Origin of the sequence: Pseudoxanthomonas sp. (assembly GCF_051953815.1) — a bacterium.
Lineage (GTDB): Bacteria > Pseudomonadota > Gammaproteobacteria > Xanthomonadales > Xanthomonadaceae > Pseudoxanthomonas_A.
The window spans coordinates 1-23,161 of record NZ_JBQCIJ010000040.1 but is presented as its reverse complement, the minus strand read 5'-3'; the positions used below and the strand labels follow the sequence as shown (position 1 = coordinate 23,161).

Here is a 23,161-nt window from a genome sequence, read left to right as displayed (position 1 = left end):
CGGCTTACTGGTACTGGATGTCGGCGTCGTAGCTTTCGCCGCCGGGCTTGCCGTCCTTGCCGTAACTGATCAGATCGAAGGGCTGGGATTCACCCGGCGCACGGAACTCGATGGGATGGCCCCACGGATCCTTCAGCTCCGCCGGCTTGGCGTACGGACCCAGCCAGCCGTTGGCGTTGGTCGGCGCGGTCACCAGATCGTCCAGGCGCGAGGGCAGGCTGCCGGTATCGAGCTGGTAATTCTCCACCTTGCCGGCCAGGGTCTGGATCTGGCTCTTGGCCAGATTGGCCTTGCCGCGATCGGCGCCGCCCAGCAGGCGGCTGCCGACCAGCGCCATGATGCCGCCGATCAGGATCAGCACGATGATGATTTCCAGCAGGCTGAAGCCGGACTGCGAGGCCGGCGAACGCAGGCGGGAACCGGAACGGATTCGGGAGGGCTGGCGCATCGGTGTATTCCTGGTCGTATGCGTTGACGGGTAAGAAAGAAAGTCTGGTGGATGGTGCCTGAACCGGTTGTTGGACGGACCGGACTCAACCGATCGCGTTGGTCAGACCATACAACGGCAGCAGCACCGCCAGGATGACTAGGCCCACGATCAGCGCCAGGATCAGGGTGATCACCGGCACCAGCAGCGCCAGCAGGCGTTCCATCGCCTGCCCGGTTTCCTGTTCGAAGGTGTCGGCGGTCTTGAGCAGCATGCTGTCCAGGGCGCCGGATTCCTCGCCGACCTGGATCATCTGCAGGGCCAGCCGCGGGAAGCGTTTGCCCCGTCCCAGCGAAGCCGCCAGGCCGTGACCGTTCTTGACCTGTTCGGCGGCGGCGTCCACGTCCGCCCACAGCGCGCGGTTGAACAGCACGTTGCGGGAAATCCCCAGCGCCGCCAACAGCGGCACGCCGTTGCGCAGCAGGGTGCCGAGGGTGCGGGCCAGGCGCGCGGTTTCCAGCCTCGCCACCAGCGGCCCGACCAGCCGGCGCTCCAGGATCCAGCGATCGAACCGCTCGCGGAACGCGGGATCCCGGCGCTTGCGATCGGCCCACAGCAGCAGCACCGCCGGCGCGGCGACCAGCACGAACCAGCCGTGCTGCACGAACGCGCCCACCGCCATCACCCCGCGGGTGAACCAGGACAGTTCCACGTCGAGGCTTTCATACATCTGCGAGAACTGCGGCACCACGTACCCGAGCAGGAACAGCAGCGCGAACCCGACCACCACCACCAGGATGGCCGGGTAGATCAGCGCGTTGATGACGCGGCCGCGCAGGTTGCGGCTGCGCTCCAGATAATCGGCCAGCCGGGCCAGGGTGTCCTGCAGGCTGCCGCCGGCCTCGCCGGCGCGGACCATGTTGATGTAGAGGCGGCTGAACACGCCGTGCTGGCGTTCGAGCGCGGCCGACAGCGGCGCGCCGCCGCGGACCGCATCACGCACGTCGGCGACGATGTCGCGCGCGCGCCCTTCCTCCGGCATGTCCAGCAGGATCGACAGTGCGCGGTCCAGCGGCTGGCCCGCGCCGAGCAGGGTCGCCAGCTGCTGGGTGAACTGGACCAGGCGATCGCCAGCGAGCGGCTGCGCGCGCAGCAATCCGCGCCAGGAGGTGCCGCCGCGCACTTCCGACGCCAGCCGCGCCTCCACCGGCAGATGGCCCTGTTCCTGCAGGCGCGTCGCCACCTCGGCGTCGCTGATGGCCTCCATCTGGCCTTCCAGCATTTCGCCGCGCGGGTTCAGGGCCTTGTAGCGGTACAGGGGCATCGGCGGGGGCTTCCATGGTCTCCGAGCCCCTAAGCATACGCGTGCCGCGTTTCCTGGCTACGGGACGGCGACGGTTCGGCTCAACGGCGAGACCCCGTTCTCATCGAAGGCCTCGACCGCGATGTGATATTTCACACCCGCGTTCAGCGCCCGCAGTTCCAGCCGCGCCGGCTGGTCGGCGAACACCTGGTAGCTGGAATACAGGCGATCCGGCGCGATGCCCCAGCGCACGTTGTAACCCACCGCGCCGCGCACCGGCCGCCACTGCACCGTCATCTGGCGCGGGTCGGCGTCGCGCCTGGCCTGCACGCCCCGCGGAATCGGCGGCGCATGTCCATCCGCATGGCCGAACACGCGCAGATCGCTGATGGCCAGGTGCGCCGCGCCGACGTGCCCGTGCACATAACGCACATGGCGGGCCCGCACCGGCGCGGGCAGTTCCAGATAGGCGTTGGGCCGATCCCGCCGCGGCCCGTCGGTCGCCGCCAGCGGTTGCCAGTGGCGACCGTCCAGCGAGGATTCGAGGCGGAACTCGGTATAGATGTCGTCCGCGTCCGCGTAGCGTCCGGACCGGTAATCGGCGAAGTTGACCTGGACCGCGCGCACGCTGCGCTCGCCGCCCAGATCCAGGCTCAGGGTCTGTCCGGCGTCATTGCCCGCGGCAACCCAGAATGTGCGCGGATTCTCGTCCGTGACGTTGCCAGCGACGAAACCTTCATGGACCGAGGATGCGGTCGCGCGCTTGCGGTAGGACAGCAGCATCCAGCCGGTGAACAGCGCTTCGGGATCCGCGTTCGCGGCATCGGGCACGTAATGCGGGAAGTCGCCGAAACGGGTGGATACCGACATCTGTCCATCGGCGCCGAAGGCCGCCGGGAACATCGCGATGCGCCGCTCGAAATTCCAGTTGTAGCCGATCCAGGGCGTGCCGGTGTTCCACCAGTTGCCGTGCGCATCCTGGAACGTGGAGCCGTGCCCCGCGCCGTGGACGAAGCCGCCGGGCTTGTAGCCCACCGGGTTGTACGGCGCGTACTCGAACGGCCCCAGCGGAGCGTCGCCGACATAGACGCCGGTGGCGTAGGCGTTGTACTCGGTGCCGGGCGCGCCGTACTGCAGGTAGTAGCGGCCGCCGACCTTGTTCATCCATGCGCCCTCGATGTAGGTCGGGCGGCCTTCCTCGCGGTGGTCGTGGCCGAAGCGTTCCCAGCCGTGCCGTTGCGGATCCAGCAGGATCAGCGCGCGCGGCTTGCCGAGGTAGCGCAGGCCGCGATCCATGTCGAGCTCGATGCCGTAGAGCGGGAACGTGTCCGACGAGCCCCAGTACAGGTACCAGCGGCCGTCGTCGTCCTTGAAGAAACTCGGATCCCACGGTCCCGGCGGAACCTCGGTGGGCTGCGGGTCGCCGACGCGCCAGGGCTGCATGAATTGATCCATGCCCGGGCGCACCGCGTTGGGCAGCTCCGGCGTCCGGCGGGTGAAGAAATCGAAACGTCCATGTTCCGGATCACGGCTGACCAGCACCGCGCCGGGTTCGAACATCGACCGCATCAGCAGCAGGCGATCGCCATCGGAAATCGCCGCCGGCGCGACCATGCTGTCGAACGGCCAGCGGCTTGGCTCGATGAATCGCCAGTCCACCAGATCGGTCGAGCGCCAGTAACCGTCGGCCAGGGTCTGGAACAGGTAGTACGCATCGCCGTGCCGGACCACCACCGGATCGGCGCCGGTGCGGTACGAAATGCCCTGGTTCAACTGCTCGAAGTTGTACCGGTAGTCGATGTCGATCGGGTTGGCGTAGGTCCGGCGGCGCGGCGCGTCCGTCGACGGCGCATCCGCGGCGGCCAGCGGCGCGGCCAGGACCAGCGACAGCGCGCCGGCCAGGCGGCAGGGGTTGATGCGCACCACGATCCTCCCGGGAATCCGCAACTGAAAACGTTTTCAGCGACCGAGTATCCCCTGCTCACCGGGCAGGGGAAAGCCGCAGTGCAGCGAAGTCATCGATGGAGGCGGCAGGTTGCGTCGTCCCTGTTCTTCCAGACCGCGGCGAAGCCGAACGCCCGGAAAAGACGCCTAGCGGATCAGGGGGGACCGGGACACGGCGAAGGCTTCACGCGTTCTCCCCGCCTGCGGCGGGGCACGCCGCCCTGCTCCCCTCCGAACCGCAGTCCGCGGCAGGGCGAGGCTCAGGATTCCTCGGTCACCCGCAGGACTTCCTCGATGGTGGTCTGGCCGGCCAGCGCCTTGGCGATACCGTCCTCGTACATGGTCTGCATGCCACCGGCGCGCGCGATCTGCTCGATCTCGCCCATGCCGGCATGACGCATCACCGCGCGGCGAAGCTCGTCGTTCATCACCAGGAACTCGACGATGGTGGTCCGTCCCAGGTAACCGGTCGGCGCGATGGCGGATGGACGCGGGCGGTACAGGACAATGTCGCCTTCCGGCTGGAAGCGGCGCAGGCCGAACTTCTCGATTTCCTCCGGCGACGCGCGATACGGCTCGGCATGGGTGGGCTCCAGCCGGCGCACCAGCCGCTGGGCCAGGATGCCGTTGACGGTGGACGTCAGCAGGTAATCCTCCACCCCCATGTCGAGCATGCGGGTGATGCCGCCGGCGGCATTGTTGGTGTGCAGCGTGGACAGCACCAGGTGGCCGGTCAGCGCCGACTGGATCGCGATGCGCGCGGTCTCCAGATCGCGCATTTCGCCGATCATGATGATGTCGGGATCCTGGCGGACGATGCTGCGCAGCGCATGCGAGAAATCCAATCCGATCTGCGGCTTGGCCTGGATCTGGTTGATGCCCTCGATCTGGTACTCGATCGGATCCTCGACGGTGATGATCTTGACGTCGCTGGTGTTGAGCTTGCTCAGCGCGGTGTACAGCGTCGTGGTCTTGCCCGAACCGGTCGGGCCGGTCACCAGCAGGATGCCGTGCGGCTGTTCCAGCACCTTCTGGAACTGCGGCAGGAACACATCGGTGAAACCCAGCCGCTTGAAATCGAACACCACCGTCTCGCGATCCAGCAGGCGCATCACCACGCTTTCGCCGTGCGCGGTCGGCACGGTGCTCACGCGCAGATCCAGTTCCTTGCCCTGCACCCGCAGCATGATGCGGCCGTCCTGCGGCAGGCGGCGTTCGGCGATGTTGAGCTTGGCCATGATCTTGATGCGGCTGATCACGGCGGCGGTGAGGTTGGCGGGCGGGCTTTCGGCTTCCTCCAGCACGCCGTCCACGCGGTAGCGCACCTTCAGGCGGTTCTCGAACGGCTCGATGTGCACGTCCGAAGCGCGCAGTTCCACCGCGCGCTGGATGATCAGGTTGACCAGGCGGATCACCGGCGCTTCGGAGGCCAGATCACGCAGGTGCTCCACGTCGTCCAGATCGCCCGCGGCTTCGCCGTCGGCGTTCTCCACGATGGCGCCCATCGCGCTGCGGCCCTGGCCGAAGTAGCGCTCGATCAGATCATCGATCTCCGAGCGCAGCGCCACCTGCCGGCGCACCGCCTTGCCGGTCGCCAGTTGCACGGCGTCGACCGGATAGCCGTCCTGCGGATCGGCCACCAGCAGGTCCACCCCGGCCTCGTCCTCGCCCACCGGGCAGACATGGAACTGCTTGAGGAACCGCACCGACAGCGGTGTGGCCTCGGGCGGCAGTTCGGGCAGTTCCTTGACGCTGACCAAGGGCAGGCCGAGCACCTCGGCGGCGGTCTCGGCGTGATCGCGCTCGGACACCAGGCCCAGCCGCGACAGCAACGACAGCAGGCTGCCGCCGGTTTCCTCCTGCACCCGCCGCGCCCGCGCCAGATCCGGATCCTTGAGTTTTCCCCGCGCCAGCAGCGCATCGACCATCCGCTCTTCCGCGCCGGCTCCGGTGGTCTGGGATTCGATCAGGGCGTTCACGTCGTACTCCCGTTGCAGACGCCCACTGTACAACGTCCGGGGTTTCGGTATCACCGCGGGAACCTGGCCGCGCGCGGCGACGGGTATGGCGGGCGGATTCCGCACGCCCGACTGCGCCGGACAAAAAAAAGCGGCGCCGAAGCGCCGCCTTTCCGCATCGCAATGTACAGGACGGATATTGCGGGATCTCAGCCCACCCAGACCCGCGCGTTGCGGAACATCCGCAGCCACGGCGAATCTTCCGGCCAGTCGGCCGGCGCCCAGCTCAGGTTGACGCTGCGCGGGGTGCGCTCCGGGTGCGGCATCAGGATGGTGGAGCGGCCGTCGTCGCTGGTCAGGCCGGTGATGCCGTCGGGCGAACCGTTCGGGTTGAGCGGGTACTGCGTGGCCACCTGCCCGTCGCCGTCGATGTAGCGCAACGCGACCCGCGCGGCGGCCTGGTCGACACCGCTGTCGAACTCGGCGCGGCCTTCCCCGTGCGCCACCGCGACCGGAATACGCGAACCGGCCATTCCGCGGAAGAACACCGAGGGCGACTCCAGCACTTCCAGCAGCGAGGTGCGGGCCTCGAACTGTTCGCTGCGGTTGCGCAGGAAACGCGGCCAGTGGGTCGCGCCCGGAATGATGTCCTTGAGCTGGCTCAGCATCTGGCAGCCGTTGCACACGCCCAGCGAGAAGGTATCGCCGCGCGCGAAGAACGTGGCGAAGGCCTCGCGCAGCGCGCTGCGTTCCAGGACGGACGTGGCCCAGCCACGACCGGCGCCCAGCACGTCGCCGTAGCTGAAACCGCCGCAGGCGGCGAAGCCCTTGAAGTCGGCCAGCGAGACGCGGCCGGCGATCAGGTCGCTCATGTGCACGTCGTAGGCCTCGAAGCCGGCGCGATCGAACGCCGAGGCCATTTCAATCTGTCCGTTGACGCCCTGCTCGCGCAGGATCGCCACCTTCGGACGCGCACCGGTGGCGATGAACGGCGCGGCCACGTCCTCGGCCGGATCGAAGCTCAGCTTCGGCTTCAGACCGGCGCCGCCGAACTGGCGCGCGTTGTCGCGCTCCTGGTCGGCGGCTTCCGGGTTGTCGCGCAACTTCTGCATCGCGTGGGTCACCGACCACCACGCGTCGAACAGCGCTTCCCAGCGCCACTCGCTCAGGGTCTCGCCGTCCTGATGGACGCGGATCACCGGCGCGGTGGTCGGACGGGCGATGCGCTGCGCGCATTCGGTCAAGGCATGGCGCTCGATCAGATCCGCGAACGCGGCGCGGTCCTCGTCGGCCACCTGCACCACCGCGCCGAGTTCCTCGGCGAACAGGGTGCGGAACGGATCGTCGCCCCAGCCGTCGAGGTTGATGTCCAGGCCCAGGTGCGAGGTGAACGCCATCTCGCACAGTGTGGCGAAGGCGCCGCCGTCGCCACGATCGTGATAGGCCAGCAGCAGCCCGGCTTCGCGCGCATCGCGGACCAGCGCGAAGAAATCGCGCAGGCGCTGCGGATCGTCGAGATCCGGCACGCCGTCGTCGGCATCGTCACCGGCGAACGCCGGCAGGCCGTCGCGGCCACCGGCTTCGGGATGGACCTGCGCCAGCACCGAACCGCCCAGGCGCTTCTTGCCCGCGCCCAGGCCGATCAGCCACAGCTCGCTGGCCTCCTCGCGCCGCAGCAGCGGGGTGAGCTGGCCACGCACGTCGAGCACCGGCGCGAACGCGCTGATCACCAGCGAGACCGGCGACACCGACTTGCGCGCGCCGTCCTCGTCCTGCCACTGCGCCTGCATCGACAGGGAATCCTTGCCGACCGGGATGCTGATATCGATCTCGGGGCACAGCTCCATGCCGATCGCGCGCACCGCGTCGAACAGCAGCGCGTCCTCGCCGTCGTGGCCCGCGGCGGCCATCCAGTTGGCGGACAGTTTGATCCGATCCAGCGACTCGATCGGCGCGGCGCAGAGATTGGTGATCGCCTCGCCCACCGCCATGCGCGCGGCGGCGGCGGCGTCCAGCAGCGCCAACGGCGTGCGCTCGCCGATCGCCATGGCTTCGCCGCTGAAGCGGCTGTAATCCGAAAGGGTGATGGCGCAATCGGCCACCGGCATCTGCCACGGGCCGACCAGCTGTTCGCGCGCGGTCAGGCCACCGACGCTGCGGTCGCCGATGGTGATCAGGAACTGCTTGGCCGCGACGGTCGGATGCGCGAGCACGCGCAGGCCGGCCTCGTGGAGATCGAGTTTCGCGGTATCCAGCGCCGGCCATGGCGCGGGCGCGGGATGGTGGGTATCGCGGTGCATCTTCGGCGGCTTGCCGAACAGCACGTCCATCGGCAGATCGATCGGCGCATCCGCCGGAATCGAACCCGGGGTGGCGCCATACGCCACCACCAGACGCTCTTCCGCGGTCGCCACGCCCACCGCGGCGAACGGGCAGCGCTCGCGCTCGCACAGCGCGGCGAACTCGGCCAGGCGCGCCTGCGGTATGCCCAGCACGTAGCGTTCCTGCGATTCATTGCACCACAGCTGCATCGGCGACAGCGAAGGATCGTCGGTGGGCACCTTGCCCAGATCGATCACGCCGCCCACGCCCGAGTCGTGCAGCAGTTCCGGAATGGCGTTGGACAATCCGCCCGCGCCGACGTCATGGAACCACAGGATCGGATTGTCCTCGCCCATCGCCACGCAGCGGTCGATGACTTCCTGGCAGCGCCTTTCCATTTCCGGGTTGTCGCGCTGCACGCTGGCGAAATCCAGGTCCTCGGCGCTCTCGCCGGAGGCCACCGAACTGGCCGCGCCGCCACCCAGGCCGATCAGCATGGCCGGACCGCCCAGCACGATCACCGCATCGCCGGGCGAGAGGGTCTTTTTCTGCACCTGGTCGCGATCGATCGCGCCCAGCCCGCCGGCCAGCATGATCGGCTTGTCGTAGGCGCGCGCCAGCGCGTCGCCCTGCGCCAGTTCGAAGCTGCGGAAGTAGCCCAGCAGGTTGGGCCGGCCGAACTCGTTGTTGAAGGCGGCGCCGCCCAGCGGGCCCTCCAGCATGATTTCCAGCGCCGGGGCCATGCGCGGATTGAGCGCGCGCTCGGCTTCCCAGGGCCGCGGCAGGGTCGGGATGCGCAGATGGGAAACGCTGAAACCGGTCAGGCCGGCCTTGGGCTTGCCGCCGCGGCCGGTCGCGCCTTCGTCGCGGATCTCGCCGCCGGCGCCGGTGCTGGCGCCGGGGAACGGCGCGATCGCGGTGGGATGGTTATGGGTCTCGACCTTGATGCAAAAGGCCGAATCCAGGGTCGCCTCGACCTGGTAGCGGCCCTGCGCGTCGGGACGGAAGCGCGCGGCCGGATAGCCTTCCACCACCGCCGCGTTGTCGCGATAGGCCGACAGCGTGTACTGCGGGGTCTGCGCGTGGGTGTGCTTGATCATCCGGAACAGCGACTGCGGGCCGCCGTTGACCAGCATCTCCTTGCCGTCGATGGTCCAGGAGGCGTTGAAGATCTTGTGCCGGCAGTGCTCGGAGTTGGCCTGCGCGAACATCATCAGTTCGACGTCGGACGGATTCCGGCCGAGTTCCTGGTAACGCTCGCGCAGGTAGGCGATTTCATCGTCGGCCAGGGCCAGGCCGAGCCGCGCGTTGGCGCGCTCCAGGTCCGCCGGCGCGATGCGCTCGAGCTCGCCCCGCGCCGGCGCGGTGAACAGCGCGGCGGCCTGCTCGCGCGTGGTCAGCAGCGACTGGGTCATCGGGTCGTGCAGCGCCTTGGCCAGCGCGGGCAGATCGTCGTTCCAGCCTTCCAGGTCGATGCGCACCCCGCGTTCGACCCGGTGCAGATCCAGGCCCGCGCCGCGCAGCAGTTCGGTGGCCTTGCTGGCCCACGGCGACAGCGTGCCCAGGCGCGGCACCACGAACCGGGAAACACCGTCGGCGGCCAGCGGTTCGGGTTGCCCGTGCGCCTGCAGGATGCGGCACAGGGTGTCCTGGTCGAGCTTGGCCGATGCATCGGCGTCGATGAAATAGACGTACCAGGCGCCGCGGATGCGGACTTCGGGGACCAGGGACTGGAGCTTGCTTTCGAGCCGCGCGCGGCGGAATTGCGACAAGGCCGGCTGGCCTTCGAGGACGATCATGTCCGGAACCGTGGGAGCGTGCCGTCAGGACGGGGCCCGCTATTGTAACGGAGGCCGGGTCCCCGGGCCCGGTACCGGGGCTGGAGGCCCGGCTCACGCCCCGCCGGCCGGGCCGCAGGCATGAAAAAAGGCCGGCCCCGGCGACGGGACCGGCCTGTCCGGCGGGTCTGTCAGGGCGCGCCGCCGGCCTGCTTGGCCTGCTCGGCGGCCAGATCGTCCAGCGCCTTGCGCAGCGCCGCCGGCGGCAGGTAGCCGCCCAGCTGGGTGCCGTCGGCGGCGAAGATCGCCGGAGTACCGTCCACGCCGACCCGCTGGCCGATGTTGTATTCCATGGTCACCGGGTTGGTGCAGTCGCGCGACTGCACCGGGCGGCCGGACTTGGCTTCGGTCAGCGCCTTCTTGCGATCGCTGGCGCACCAGACCGAGATCATGTCCTTATGGTCCTGGCTGCCCAGTCCCATGCGCGGGAACGCGAGGTACTCCACCGCGATGCCCTGCCGGTTGATCTCGGCGATTTCGCTGTGCAGCTTGCGGCAGTAGCCGCATTCGATGTCGGTGAACACGCTGATGGTGTACTTGGCGTTCGGCGGCGAGAACACGATGCGATCGGCATGCGGCACCGACTTGATCAGCTCGGAGCGGTAGCGCGCCATCGCCGCGCTGCCCTTCATCAGTTCGCGGTTGCCGCCCTGCAGATCGACCACCGCGCCCTGCACCAGGTAACGGCCGTCGTCGCTGATGTAGACCAGCTGGCCGCCGGCGATCACCTCGCGGAAACCGGGCAGCGGCGCGACGCCGATGTATTCGATGCTGATCTGCGGATTGAGGCGCTTGATCGCCTCGCGCACCTTGGCATCGGTGGCGCTGCCGCCCGTGGTGGTGGCGGAAGCGGCTGGCGCGGCCTTGGCGTCGGCGCCGGGCGCCTGCGGGGCCTGCGCGCAGGCGGTCAGGCTGAGCGCGCCCAGCAGCGCGGCGAAGAGAAGGCGGGTCATCGGCATTTCGTGTTCATTCCGCCGCAGGCGGCCAGTCGGGATTCCGTCGATTCTCGCACAGCGCCGCCTCGGTTCGATTAACCGGGTCAAGCCCGCGGATGGTGCTTGCCGTGCAACTGCTTGAGATGTTCGCGTGCGACCAACGTGTAGATCTGGGTGGTCGACAGGGAACTGTGGCCGAGCAGCAGTTGCAGCGCGCGCAGGTCCGCGCCCCGGTTCAACAGATGGGTGGCGAAGCTGTGGCGCAGGCCGTGCGGACTGATCCGGACCGGATCGATGCCCGCCGCCGCCGCGTAACGTTTGACCAGGGTCCAGAATTGCTGGCGCGACGGCGCTTCGCCCTGCGGGGTCAGGAACAGCGCCACCAGGCTGCGCTTGTTGGCCAGCGCGGGCCGGGCCTGGGCCAGATAGGTCTCCAGCCAGTGCTGGGATTCCTCGCCCAGCGGCACCAGCCGCTCCTTGCTGCCCTTGCCGGTCACCCGGATCACCCCCTGGCGCAGGTTGACCGCGGTCGCCGGCAGGTTGACCAGCTCGCTGACGCGCAGGCCGGCGGCGTACATCAGTTCCAGCATCGCGCGATCGCGCAGGCCCTCGGGGGTGTCTGTCAGCGGCGCCGCCAGCAGCGCATCGATTTCCGACTCGGCCAGCGCCTTGGGCAATGAACGCGGCAGCTTGGGCGGATCCAGCAACGCGGTCGGATCATCGGTGCGATCCCCGCGGCGCAGCCGGTAGGCGAAGAAAGCCCGCAGCGACGACAGCAGCCGCGCGTTGCTGCGCGGCGAATAACCCTCGCGGGTGCGCCAGGCGAAATAGTCGAACAGGGCCGCGCGGTCGGCACGGGCCAGGCCGCCGTGCGCGCCGTTGCGCCAGCGCGCGAACCCTTCCAGATCCCGTCGATAGCTGTCCAGCGACGGTCGCGCCAGTCCGCTCTCGGCCCAGGTGGCGTCCAGGAATGACGCGATCACGCCGGCATCGGCATCGGGAACGGGCGGCATGGCCTGCGCCTGCTGGCGGCGTTCGGCGGGCGTACGGACAGTCATCGCGCAAGCTTAGGGCAGATCGGTGAAAGCCCGCATGCCGGCGCGCGAAATGCCCCGCTCCGCCGGCGCTCGCGGCCACGCGTGCGGGCGCGGCGCGCTATCCTTTTGCGATGACCGCACCCGTCGCATCCGCCGAAAAACCCCGCGCCCTGATCGGCTGGCGCCTGCTGGCGCTGCTCTACGACGTGTGGCCGGTGCTGGCGCTGTGGATGCTGATCTCGCTGGCCTTCACCCTCGGCTACACCTTCCTGGGCCACCACGCCGCACGCGAGAACATCGCGCCTTACAGCCCGCTGCAGCTCCTGCTCTGGCTGTGCTGCTGGGGCGTGGCCGGTCTGTACGCCACCCTCAGCTGGGCGCGTGGCGGACAGACCCTGGGCATGCGCCCGTGGCGGTTGAAGGTGGTGGCCGCGCAGGGCGGCGCGCCATCGACGCGCGCGCTGTGGCTGCGCTTCGGTGTCGCCACCTTGTCGCTGGCGTTGGTGGGACTGGGGTTCTGGTGGGCGTGGGTGGACCGGGAGCGGTTGACGTGGCACGACCGCTTGAGTGGAACACGGATGATCCGCCTGCCGAAGCAGAAGCGCTGACCCATCCTTTCAACGGCGGGCTGCGGCGCGTTCGATACCCCCGCACCGCTGGATGGGTCGGGGCGCGGCACGACCGCCTGAGCGGAACACGCATGATCCGCCTGCCGAAGCAGAAGCGCTGTCCCGTCCTTTCAACGGCGCGCTGCGGCGCGTTCGATACCCCGCACCGCTGGATGGGTCGGGGCGCGGCGCGACCGCCTGACTGGAACGCGGATGATCCGCCTGCCGAAGCAGAAGCGCTGACCCTCCCTTTCAACGGCACGCTGCGGCGCGCTCGATACTCCGCGCCGGTGGATCGGGCGCGACGCGACGCTAAGCGCTGCGCCGTCGGAACATCCAGGCCGACACCGCCAGCAGCAGGATCGGCGGCATCGCGTAGGCGATGCGGAAATCCAGGTGGAACGCGCTGGCCAGGCGCACGAACTGCAGCTGCAGCGCCCAGAAGCTGACCGCGAAGATGATGCCCAGGAACAGGCGTTTGCCCATGCCGCCGCTGCGCAGGCTGCCGAACGCGAACGGAATCGCCGCCAGGCACAGCGCCAGCACGTTGAGCGGATAGAACCAGCGGCTCCAGTACAGATCCTCGTACTCGCGCGCATCCAGCCCGTTGCGCTTGCGGTAATCGATGTTCTGGCCCAGTTCGCGGGTCGGCAGGTTGCGCGCCTTGGTCAGGCCCGACGACAGCACGGCGGCGTCGAGCTTGGATTCCCAGCGTTCGCCCAGCACCTGCTGCTGGGTCACCGAACGCGCGTGGAACGTGGTGCGGCGTACGTTTTTCAGCAACCAGTGCCCGTCCAGGTGTTCGGCGGTCGCCGCGTGCGCGATCGAGGCCAGGCGTCCATCCGGCGCCAGTTCGTACAGGCGGACGTCGTGCAGCTGCAGCCAGTTGCGTCCGCTTTCCTCGCGTTCCTCGCCGCTCTGCGCGTACATGAACGTGTTGCCTTCGCGCGCCCATAGGCCATAGAAGCGATCCACCGCCACGTCGCCGCTGCGGGCGCTGTTCTTCAGCACGTCGGCCTGGCTCTGGCCCCAGGGGCCCAGGGTCTCGCCGCTGAACACCATCAGCGCGGTCAGCAGGCCCAGCGCGGCCGCCACCGAGATGCTCAGGCGCCGGCGCGACAGGCCCAGCGCGCGCAGCGCGGTCAATTCCGAGCTGGCCGCCAGTTGGCCCAGCCCCATCAGCGCGCCGATCACCGCGGCGGTCGGGAACATCGTGTAGGCCCGCCGTGGCACCGTATAGGCGACCCAGGCGACCGCGTGGCCGAAACTGTAGTTGCCCTTGCCGATGTCGCTGACCTCGTTGGACAGCGCCATCACCACGTCCAGGCCGACCAGCACCGCCCAGGTCAGCAGCACCGTCGCCAGCACCACCCGGCCGACGTACAGGTCATGCAGGTTCGGACGCAGCCTCATGCGCGCGCCCTCGGCCGGCCGAGCTTGCCGTCGCGCAGGTAGAACCAGACGGCCGCCGCCAGCAGCGGCAGGGTCAGCCACCACAGGCCGACCAAGCCCGGCAGCTTGCCGTCGGCGAGCATCTGGGTGCCGTTGAACATCAGGCTGACGCCGACCAGATAGCCCAGGAAGCCCAGCATCACCCGGCCGTAGCGGGCCTGCCGCGGCGAGCTGCGCGACAGCGGCAGGGTCAGCAGGGCGAACGCCAGCGCCAGCAGCGGCGGGGTCAGCCGGGCATGTAGCTGGGCATTGGCCCCCGGGCGTTCATCGGCCAGCAGCGCGGGCGTGGAGAGCACTTCGGGATCGTTCTGGTCCAGGGTGTCGGTGCGGTCCGGCAGCGCCGATTCATTGCTGGCATAGCGCATCAGGCGATAGTCCAGGCCCTCCCCGGCCGGCCCCTCGACCCGGAAACCGTCGGTCAGGCGCAGATAACGCTTCTTCTGGCCCTCGAAGAACATCTGCCCGTGCTGGGCGGTCACCACATCCAGGCGATCATCCTTCTGCCGATGCATGAACACCCGGTCCAGGGTGGTGCCGTCCGCGGAGATCCCGCTGACGTACACCACCGTGCCGTTCGACAGCACGGTGAACTTGCCCGCCTCCAGGCCCGACACGACCAGGCTGCGGTTGGCCTGGTCGAGCATGTTCTCGGCGGTGCGCTTGGCCCACGGCCCCAGCCAGAGCGAGCACAGGCCGACCGCGACCACCACCGGCACGACCACCATCAGCAGCGGCCTGAGCAGGCGGCGCGGACCGACCCCGGTACCGGTGAGGACCGCCATTTCCGAGTCCCGGTACAGGCGGGAAAAGGCCAGCAGCAGGCCGAGCATCAGCGCCAGCGGCAGGATGTAGGGCAGATAGCCCAGGAACTGCAGGCCCAACTGGGACAGCAGCAGGCGGGCCGGCACCTTGCCGTCGGCCACCTTGCCCAGGATGTCGGCCATGACGCCGCCCACGCTGACCATCAGCAGGATGATCAGGGTGGCCAGAAAGCTCTGGGTGAATTCGCGGAACAGGTAGCGGTCCAGCTTCGGCATCGTGCTTGTTTTACAATCCGGGGTTCGTTCGCTGGCGTCGGCAGACGGCGGTCTCGCGCTTCCGCACGGGAAGCCCGCCCTTCGACAGGACCCGCGATTGTACGGAACTGGCCATGGAATCTGCTCAATGACCCTGGAATTCACCCTGAACCATGACGCCCCGGCCAGCGCCGGCGTCGATTGCGTGGTGGTTGGCGCCTACGCCGACAAGACCCTGACCCCGGCCGCGCAGGCCATCGACGCCGCCAGCGGCGGCCGGCTGGCGGCGCTGATCGCCCGCGGGGACGTCAGCGGCAAGACCGGCCGGACCGCGCTCCTGCACGACCTGCCGGGCGTCACCGCGCCGCGCGTGCTGGTGATCGGCCTGGGCGAAACCGCCAAGTTCGGGGTTCCGCAGTACCTGAAGGCGGTCGGCGACGCCGCCCGCACGCTCAAGACCGGCCCCTCGGCCAGCGCGCTGTTCACCCTGTCCGAGGTCGAGGTCAAGGATCGCGACGCCGCCTGGAAGATCCGCCAGGCGGTGATCGCCGCCGACCACGCCTGCTACCGCTACACCGCGACCCTGGGCAAGAAGAAGAACGACGATCCGGGCCTGGCCCGCTTCGCCGTTTCCGGCGACGACGCGCAGGCGCTGGCGCAGGGCGTGGCGATCGCCGCCGGCGTGCAGTTCACCCGCGAGCTGGGCAACCTGCCGCCGAACATCTGCAACCCCGCCTACCTGGCCGAGCAGTCGCAGAAGTTCGCCACCGACCACGGCGCCGAATGCGAAGTGCTGGACGAAACGCAGATGGAAACCCTGGGCATGGGCTCGCTGCTGGCGGTGGCCCGCGGCTCGGCCAACCGTCCGCGCCTGATCGTGCTGAAGTGGAACAACGGCGGCGACGCCAAGCCCTACGTGCTGGTCGGCAAGGGCATCACCTTCGATACCGGCGGCGTCAACCTGAAGACCCAGGGCGGCATCGAGGAGATGAAGTACGACATGCTCGGCGCCGGCAGCGTCATCGGCGCCTTCGTGGCCGCGGTGAAGATGCAGCTGCCGCTGAACCTGGTGGTGATCGTGCCGGCGGTGGAAAACGCCATCGACGGCAACGCCTACCGCCCGTCCGACGTCATCACCAGCATGTCCGGCAAGACCATCGAGGTCGGCAACACCGACGCCGAGGGCCGCCTGATCCTGTGCGACGCGCTGACCTACGCGCAGCGCTTCGAGCCGCAGGCGCTGGTCGACGCCGCCACCCTGACCGGCGCCTGCATCGTCGCCCTGGGCCGCTACGCCACCGGCCTGATGAGCAAGCACGACGACCTGTCCAACGAACTGCTGGCCGCCGGCGAGCAGGTGTTCGACCGCGCCTGGCGCCTGCCGCTGTGGGACGAGTACCAGACCCAGCTGGATTCCACCTTCGCCGACGTCTACAACATCGGCGGCCGCTGGGCCGGCGCGATCACCGCCGGCTGCTTCCTGGCGCGCTTCACCGAAGGCCAGCGCTGGGCGCACCTGGACATCGCCGGCGTCGCCAACGACGAAGGCAAGCGCGGCATGGCCACCGGCCGCCCGGTCGGCCTGCTGACGCAGTGGCTGCTGGACCGGGTCGGGAACTGAGATTCGGGTGTCGGGATTCGTGCCCCCATATCGGGCATGAATCCCGGTTCCTAACCTTTACGAATCGCCCATTCCCCATTCCCAAGCCCGAATCCCATGCGCGCCGATTTCTACCTCATTGCCAAGCCACGGTTCCTGGAGGAGCCGTTGCGGCTGGTGTGCGAACTGGCGCGCAAGGCCTACGACGGCAATCACTGGACGTTGATCCTCGCGCGCGACGCCGAGCAGGCCGAAGCGCTGGATGAACTGCTGTGGGCGTTCGACGAGGAGGCCTACATCCCGCACCAGGTCGCCGGCACCGACGAGGAAGACGATCTGACGCCGGTGCTGATCGCCACGCCCGATGTCGACGCGCCCGCGCGCGCGCTGGTCATCAACCTGCGCGACGATGCCTACACCGGCGCCTGCGACCGCGTGCTGGAAGTGGTCCCCGCCGATCCGGCCGCGCGTGATCCGCTGCGCGAACGCTGGAAGCAGTACAAGGCGCGCGGCTTCGACGTGAACAAGTACGACATGTAACGATGTTTCCTTCCCCCGCTTGCGGGGGAAGCTGCCCGAAGGGCGGATGGGGCGAGCGTTCGTCTCTCCGCAACCCTCCTCGCACGGCGAAGGGGGTCAACTCCTGCAACCCGACACCCAATGACCGACCTCGCCTCCAGCTACGATCCCAAGACCTTCGAATCCCGCCTGTACGCCGAGTGGGAAGGCGCCGGCCACTTCAAGCCGCGCGGCGAGGGCGAGCCGTACACGATCCTGCTTCCGCCGCCGAACGTCACCGGCACGCTGCACATGGGCCATGCGTTCCAGCAGACCCTGATGGACGCGCTGATCCGCTACCACCGCATGCGCGGCTTCGACACGCTGTGGCAGGTCGGCACCGACCATGCCGGCATCGCCACCGAAATGGTGGTGGCGCGCAACCTCAGCCAGGAGAACCTGACCCGCGACGGCCTCGGTCGCGAGGGTTTCATCGGCAAGGTCTGGGAATGGAAGGCCGAATCCGGCGACATCATCGAGCGGCAGATGCGCCGCCTGGGCACCTCGGGCGACTGGTCGCGCAGCACCTTCACCATGGATCCGGAACCTTCGCGCGCGGTGATCGAGGCGTTCGTGCGCTGGCACGAGCAGGGCCAGATCTACCGTGGCCAGCGCCTGGTCAACTGGGACCCCGTGCTGAAGACCGCGATCTCGGATCTGGAAGTGGAGAACGTCGAGGAAGACGGTTTCCTGTGGTCGATCGCCTATCCACTGGCCGACGGCAGCGGCAGTCTGACCGTGGCGACCACCCGCCCCGAGACCATGCTCGGCGACGTCGCGGTGATGGTGCATCCGGAGGACGAGCGCTACGCGCACCTGATCGGCCAGCGGGTGAAACTGCCGCTGACCGATCGCGAGATTCCGGTGATCGCCGACGACTACGTGGATCGCGAATTCGGCACCGGCGTGGTCAAGGTCACCCCCGCGCACGACTTCAACGACTACCAGGTCGGCGTGCGCCACGACCTGCCGCTGATCAACCTGTTCACCCCGACCGCCGCCATCAACGACAACGCCCCGGAAAAGTACCGTGGGCTGGACCGTTACGAGGCGCGCAAGGCGGTGCTGGCGGATCTGGAGGAAGCCGGCCTGCTGGTGGAGACCAAGCCGCACAAGCTGCAGGTGCCGCGCGGCGATCGCACCGGCCAGGTGATCGAGCCCTACCTGACCGACCAGTGGTTCGTGAAGATGGACGGGCTGGCCCGTCGCGGCCTGGAACTGGTCGAGAACGGCAACGTGAAGTTCGTGCCCCCGAACTGGATCAACACCTACCGCCACTGGATGGAGAACATCCAGGACTGGTGCATCAGCCGCCAGCTCTGGTGGGGTCATCGCATCCCGGCCTGGTTCGACGCCGAAGGCCGTTGCTACGTCGGCCGCGACGAGGCCGAGGCGCGCGCGAAGCACGGCCTGTCCGCCGACGTGGCGCTGACCCAGGACAGCGACGTGCTGGAAACCTGGTTCTCCTCGCAGCTGTGGCCGTTCAGCACCCTGGGCTGGCCGGAGCCGGAGGCGATGGCGGCGCGCGGCTACGACCGCTACCTGCCCTCCTCGGTGCTGATCACCGGCTTCGACATCATCTTCTTCTGGGTCGCGCGCATGATCATGGCGACCGATCATTTCACCGGCCAAGTGCCCTTCAGGGACGTCTACATCACCGGCCTGATCCGCGACAAGGACGGCCAGAAGATGTCCAAGACCAAGGGCAACGTGCTGGATCCGCTCGACATCATCGACGGCATCTCGCTGGAGGATCTGGTCGCCAAGCGCACCCGCGGGCTGATGCAGCCGAAGATGGCCGAGAAAATCGAAAAGGCCACGCGCAAGGAATTCCCCGACGGCATCGCCCAGCACGGCGCCGACGCGCTGCGCTTCACCATCGCCGCGCTGGCCACCCACGGCCGCGACATCAAGTTCGATCTGGGCCGCGCCGAGGGCTACAAGAACTTCTGCAACAAGCTGTGGAACGCCAGCCGCTTCGTGCTGATGAACACCGCGGATGCCGGCAACGCAGTCCCCTATCCCGTCACCGACGCCGAAAAGTGGATCCTCGCGCGCCTGGCCAAGGTCACCGCCGAAGTCGAAACCCATTTCGCCAATTACCGCTTCGATCTGCTGGCGCAGGCGCTGTACGAATTCGCCTGGAACGAGTTCTGCGACTGGTTCGTCGAACTCGCCAAGCCGGCCCTGAACGGCGGCGACGCGGCGGCGGCCGACAGTACCCGGCACACCCTCCTGCGGGTGCTGGAAACGCTGCTGCGCCTGCTGCACCCGCTGATTCCGTTCGTCACCGAAGAGCTGTGGCAGCAGGTGGCGCCGCGCCTGGGCATCCAGGGCGCGACCGTCTCGCTGCGCCCCTACCCGACCTCCGCCGACTTCGCCGGCCAGGACTTCGACGTGGCCGAAGCCGATGTGGAATGGCTGAAGACCATGGTGTCCGCGCTGCGCCGCGTGCGCAGCGAGCTGAACGTGGCGCCGTCACGCAGCGTGCGCCTGCTGCTGCAGGGCGGCGGTGAACAGGACCGGGCGCGCGTGGCGCGCCATGCGTCGTCGCTGTCCTTCCTGCTGAAGCTGGAAGCCATCGACTGGCTGGCCGCCGATGCCACCGCGCCCGCGTCCGCGGCGGCGGTGATTGGCGAGCTGAAGCTGCTGGTGCCGCTGGAAGGTCTGGTCGATCTGGATGCCGAACGCAGCCGCCTGGACAAGGAAATCAAGCGCGTCGAAGGCGAGATCGGCAAATGCAACGGCAAGCTGGGCAACGCGACTTTCGTGCAGAACGCACCGGCGGCGGTGGTCGAGCAGGAGCGCCAGCGCCTGGCCGAATGGACGCACCAGTTGACCGCGCTGCGCGAGCAACGCGCCAAGCTCTGACGCGACGACAGGCCCGGCCCGTCGAGAAGGCGGGTTGGGTCGCCACGCATCTCCTTGCCGGGATGCCTCGGGATCCGCTGACGGGAGGAGAAGTCTCGCGCCCGCCTACAGGGGCGGCATCTTCTCGATGTCGTCGGCGACCAGTTCGATCGCCATCACCAGCGCGTCTTCCCGCCCGTCGCGCGCCGGATAGTAGCGCGGCCGGCGGCCGATCTCGTTGAAGCCCTCGCTGTGGTACAGCTGGATCGCGCCGAGATTGGACGGCCGCACCTCCAGGAACACCCGGCCCGCGCGCAGATCGCGCGCCTGCTTCACCAGCGCGCGCAGCAGATGCCGCCCCAGCCCCCGCCCCTGCCGTTCCGGCGCCACGCAGACATTGAGGATGTGCGCTTCGTCGGCGGCCACGCTGATCAGGCCGTAGCCGATCACCAGGCCGTGTTCGACCAGCACCCAGGCGGGATAGCCGGCCTTGAGGCAGTCGCGGAAGATGCCGCGGGTCCAGGGGAACGGATAGGCGCGCTGTTCAATCGCCATCACCGCGTCGAGGTCGCCATCGCGCATCGGCCGCAACGAGGCCGAAGGCGCGGTGACCGGCTCGACGCTGACCGCGCTCATTGCGTGGACGACCTGCGCAATGCACGCAGCCGCGGCCACAGTGCGCGCTTGGCGGCGGGATTGCCGCGCAGTTCGGACGACGCCGGCCATTGCGCGAAGATTTCCGCCGCGCCCTCCGCATTGGGATTGCAGCCCGAAGCGCGGATCAAGGCGAAGTGCAGGCGATCCGGCAGCCGCGAGGCCGGGCGCGAACGCGCCGGCGCGGCGCGCGGACGCTCGTTGGCGGCCGGCGATTCCAGCGTCGGAGCGACCCGCGACGGCGGTTCACGCCCGGGTTTGTGCGCCGGATGTTGCGCGGCCGGCATGGCCGCCGCCGGTGTGGACGGCGCGGTGGCGCGCACGCCGGTTTCCTCCGTTTCCGCCTCGGCCGGCGCTCCGGTCACCCAGAGCGTGTAGCCCATCGCCGCCAGCCAGCCCTGCTGCTCCGGCGACCAGGGCGCGTCCTGCGGCCCCAGGCTCACGCCCGCGCCTCGCCGCCGCGGCGCATTCGCTGCCACAGCCAGTAGCCCGGGCCGGACAGCGCGTAGATCACGCCCACCGCGAACAGCACGCGCGGCAGATCGATGAACAGGATCGCGATCACCACCGCGACCAGGAACAGCGCCACGAACGGCACCCGATCCGCGCGCGCGCCGCCTTCACCGCTGCCCTTGAAACTCCAGAAACGGATCCGGCTGACCATCAGCAGCGCCGCAACGATGGTCACCGCCAGCGCCACATAGCGCAGTTCATCGCCATTCCAGCCCAGGCTGCCGTCGGCGAAGGCCCAGACGAAGGACATCATCAGCCCCGCCGCCGCCGGACTGGCCAGGCCCACGAACCAGCGCTTGTCCACAGTGCCGACCTGGGTGTTGAAACGGGCCAGCCGCAACGCGGCGCAGGCGGCGTAGAGGAACGCCACCGCCCAGCCCACCCGGCCCATCGCGGCGCTGTCCAGCTTCAGCGCCGACAGCGACCAGTGGTACATCACCAGTGCCGGCGCCAGGCCGAAGCTGACCAGATCGGCCAGCGAGTCGTACTGCACGCCGAAGGCGCTGCTGGTGCCGGTCAGGCGGGCGACCCGGCCGTCGATGCCGTCCATCAGGCCCGCCACGAACACCGCGATGGCGGCGTTGACGAACTGCCCGTCGGCCGCGGCGATGATCGCGTAGAAGCCCGCGAACAGCCCGGCGGTGGTGAACAGGTTCGGCAACAGGTAGATGCCGCGGGAGCGCGGCGGCGGCTTGATTTCGTCCATGCGTCCCAGTTTAGCCCAAGCCCCCCCGCCTCCGGCTTGCCAGTCCGGCGGGGGGATGCTGCAATCCGGTTCCTGCCGTTTCCGCCTGGAGTCGACCGTGCGCGTTTCGCCCCGACTGTCTACCGGTCTTCTACTGGTGCTGGCCGCGGCCAGCCTGCCCTGCCTGGCCGCCCCGGTCTACCAGTGGAAGGACGCCAAGGGCGTGACCCACTATTCGGACAAGCCGCCCACGGGCCAGCAGTACCAGGACCGCCGCATCGCCCCGCGCGGCGAGCCGATCCCGCAGGCGGACGCCGCCGAGGGCAAGTCGGTCGAAAACCCGCAGTGCGTCACCGCACGCAGGAACCTGGAAATCCTGCGCGGCAGCGCGCCGGTCGCGCAGGCCGGTGCGGACGGCAAGCCGGGCAAGGCGATGGACGACACCCAGCGCGCCAACCAGCTGGCGCTGGCCGAAGCCGCCGAGAAGGCCTACTGCACCGCGCCGGCCAATTGATCCTCCCGCCGCCCGGCGACGGGACCGCGCTTCCCTGACAGCCGCTTCGTCCGTCTCGCCCGCCCTGGCGCAGGCGCGGGCGCCGATGGCGCAAGGCTGGCAGAATAGAGCGCTCATTCCCCCGAACAACCGACTCTCGATGCGCCTGTCGCAATTCCACCTCCGCACCACCAAGGAAACCCCCGCCGACGCCGAGATCGTCAGCCACCAGCTGATGCTGCGCGCCGGCATGCTGCGCAGGCTGGGCGCCGGCATCTACACCTGGTCGCCGCTCGGCCTGCGCGTGCTGCGCAAGGTCGAAGCGGTGGTGCGCGAGGAGATGGACCGCGCCGGCGCGATCGAGCTGCTGATGCCGACCATCCAGCCGCAGGAGCTGTGGGAGGAAACCGGGCGCTGGCAGAAGTTCGGCCCGCAGTTGCTGAAGATGCGCGACCGCAAGGAGGCCGGCTACTGCTACGCGCCGACCGCGGAGGAAGTGATCACCGACTTCGCCCGCAACGAACTGGCCAGCTACAGGCAGCTGCCGGTCAACTTCTACCAGATCCAGACCAAGTTCCGCGACGAGATCCGGCCGCGCTTCGGCGCGATGCGCGCGCGCGAGTTCCTGATGAAGGACGCCTACTCGTTCCACCTCGACGAGGCGTCGCTGCAGGCCGAATACCGCAACATGTACGACACCTACGGCCGCATCTTCGCGCGCCTTGGTTTGCGGTTCCGCGCGGTCGCCGCCGACACCGGCGCGATCGGCGGCAGCGCGTCGCACGAGTTCCAGGTGCTGGCCGAATCGGGCGAGGACCAGATCGTGTTCTCGGACGGTTCCGACTACGCGGCGAACGTCGAACTGGCCGAGGCGCTCGCGCCCGGTCCGCGTCCCGCGGCGACCGAGGCCATGCGCAAGGTCGACACGCCGACCCAGAAGACCTGCGAGGACGTCGCCGCCCTGCTCG

At 68.9% G+C, this 23,161-nt stretch carries 18 protein-coding genes; 6 read left to right on the top strand and 12 right to left on the bottom strand.

Translation table 11 applies throughout. The features are described from left to right. Positions 1-4: 4 nt before the first annotated feature. From gspG to xerD, 7 genes are all read right to left on the bottom strand, one after another. On the bottom strand, positions 5-448 hold the full coding sequence (gene gspG, locus ACTHN1_RS12445; protein ID WP_440471259.1) for a type II secretion system major pseudopilin GspG: 444 nt from the start codon (positions 446-448) through the stop codon (positions 5-7). An 85-nt stretch (positions 449-533) separates the two neighbouring features. After that, complete coding sequence (xpsF, locus tag ACTHN1_RS12440; RefSeq protein WP_440471258.1) at positions 534-1,751, bottom strand: type II secretion system protein XpsF; 1,218 nt, start codon at positions 1,749-1,751, stop codon at positions 534-536. Positions 1,752-1,808: 57 nt separating this feature from the next. Beyond that, positions 1,809-3,653 carry a family 43 glycosylhydrolase gene (locus ACTHN1_RS12435; RefSeq protein ID WP_440471257.1) on the bottom strand — a complete coding sequence of 615 codons (1,845 nt, stop codon included), beginning with the start codon at positions 3,651-3,653 and terminating at the stop codon, positions 1,809-1,811. A gap of 281 nt (positions 3,654-3,934) precedes the next feature. Beyond that, positions 3,935-5,602, bottom strand: a complete 1,668-nt coding sequence (gspE, locus tag ACTHN1_RS12430) for a type II secretion system ATPase GspE (RefSeq protein ID WP_440471352.1) — start codon at positions 5,600-5,602, stop codon at positions 3,935-3,937. Between the two features lie 239 nt (positions 5,603-5,841). After that, entirely contained in the window at positions 5,842-9,753 is a 3,912-nt protein-coding gene (gene purL / locus ACTHN1_RS12425) for a phosphoribosylformylglycinamidine synthase (protein ID WP_440471256.1), read from the bottom strand. 170 nt (positions 9,754-9,923) lie between these two features. Further along, positions 9,924-10,745, bottom strand: coding sequence for a thioredoxin fold domain-containing protein (locus ACTHN1_RS12420; RefSeq protein WP_440471255.1), 822 nt, complete (start codon positions 10,743-10,745; stop codon positions 9,924-9,926). A gap of 86 nt (positions 10,746-10,831) precedes the next feature. Then, positions 10,832-11,785 carry a site-specific tyrosine recombinase XerD gene (xerD, locus tag ACTHN1_RS12415; RefSeq protein WP_440471254.1) on the bottom strand — a complete coding sequence of 318 codons (954 nt, stop codon included), beginning with the start codon at positions 11,783-11,785 and terminating at the stop codon, positions 10,832-10,834. Between the two features lie 110 nt (positions 11,786-11,895). On the opposite strand from xerD, the gene ACTHN1_RS12410 reads away from it, so the two are divergent. Then, on the top strand, positions 11,896-12,372 hold the full coding sequence (locus tag ACTHN1_RS12410) for an RDD family protein (protein ID WP_440471253.1): 477 nt from the start codon (positions 11,896-11,898) through the stop codon (positions 12,370-12,372). Positions 12,373-12,684: 312 nt separating this feature from the next. Here ACTHN1_RS12410 and lptG read toward each other — a convergent pair whose 3' ends face one another. Next, a complete protein-coding gene (lptG, locus tag ACTHN1_RS12405) occupies positions 12,685-13,785 on the bottom strand; it encodes an LPS export ABC transporter permease LptG (RefSeq protein ID WP_440471252.1) in 1,101 nt (366 codons plus the stop codon). Beyond that, positions 13,782-14,861 (bottom strand): LPS export ABC transporter permease LptF, encoded by a 1,080-nt coding sequence (gene lptF / locus ACTHN1_RS12400; protein WP_440471251.1) that lies wholly within the window; start codon positions 14,859-14,861, stop codon positions 13,782-13,784. The genes lptG and lptF overlap by 4 nt, the downstream gene beginning before the upstream one ends. 127 nt (positions 14,862-14,988) lie before the next feature. Between lptF and ACTHN1_RS12395 the strand changes: the two genes are divergently transcribed. The 3 genes from ACTHN1_RS12395 (at position 14,989) to ACTHN1_RS12385 (ending at position 19,869) form a co-directional block, all read left to right on the top strand. Then, a complete protein-coding gene (locus ACTHN1_RS12395; protein ID WP_440471250.1) occupies positions 14,989-16,461 on the top strand; it encodes a leucyl aminopeptidase in 1,473 nt (490 codons plus the stop codon). 96 nt (positions 16,462-16,557) lie between these two features. Beyond that, positions 16,558-16,980, top strand: a complete 423-nt coding sequence (locus tag ACTHN1_RS12390; protein WP_440471249.1) for a DNA polymerase III subunit chi — start codon at positions 16,558-16,560, stop codon at positions 16,978-16,980. 120 nt (positions 16,981-17,100) lie between these two features. Continuing rightward, on the top strand, positions 17,101-19,869 hold the full coding sequence (locus tag ACTHN1_RS12385) for a valine--tRNA ligase (RefSeq protein WP_440471248.1): 2,769 nt from the start codon (positions 17,101-17,103) through the stop codon (positions 19,867-19,869). A gap of 105 nt (positions 19,870-19,974) precedes the next feature. On the opposite strand, the gene rimI is transcribed toward ACTHN1_RS12385, so the two are convergent. Genes rimI through pssA form a run of 3 tightly spaced genes read right to left on the bottom strand, consistent with a single transcriptional unit; the run spans position 19,975 to position 21,721 of the window. Further along, positions 19,975-20,484 carry a ribosomal protein S18-alanine N-acetyltransferase gene (gene rimI, locus ACTHN1_RS12380; protein WP_440471247.1) on the bottom strand — a complete coding sequence of 170 codons (510 nt, stop codon included), beginning with the start codon at positions 20,482-20,484 and terminating at the stop codon, positions 19,975-19,977. Then, positions 20,481-20,945, bottom strand: coding sequence for a hypothetical protein (locus ACTHN1_RS12375; protein WP_440471246.1), 465 nt, complete (start codon positions 20,943-20,945; stop codon positions 20,481-20,483). Before ACTHN1_RS12375 ends, rimI begins: the two co-directional genes overlap by 4 nt. After that, positions 20,942-21,721: a CDP-diacylglycerol--serine O-phosphatidyltransferase gene (pssA, locus tag ACTHN1_RS12370; protein ID WP_440471245.1), complete on the bottom strand. Its 780-nt coding sequence runs from the start codon at positions 21,719-21,721 to the stop codon at positions 20,942-20,944. The genes ACTHN1_RS12375 and pssA overlap by 4 nt, the downstream gene beginning before the upstream one ends. 55 nt (positions 21,722-21,776) lie before the next feature. On the opposite strand from pssA, the gene ACTHN1_RS12365 reads away from it, so the two are divergent. Together ACTHN1_RS12365 and proS are read left to right on the top strand one after the other, a co-directional pair. Next, positions 21,777-22,214 (top strand): DUF4124 domain-containing protein, encoded by a 438-nt coding sequence (locus ACTHN1_RS12365; protein ID WP_440471244.1) that lies wholly within the window; start codon positions 21,777-21,779, stop codon positions 22,212-22,214. A 139-nt stretch (positions 22,215-22,353) separates the two neighbouring features. Further along, on the top strand, positions 22,354-23,161 hold an 808-nt coding region (gene proS / locus ACTHN1_RS12360; protein ID WP_440471243.1), incomplete at its 3' end, for a proline--tRNA ligase.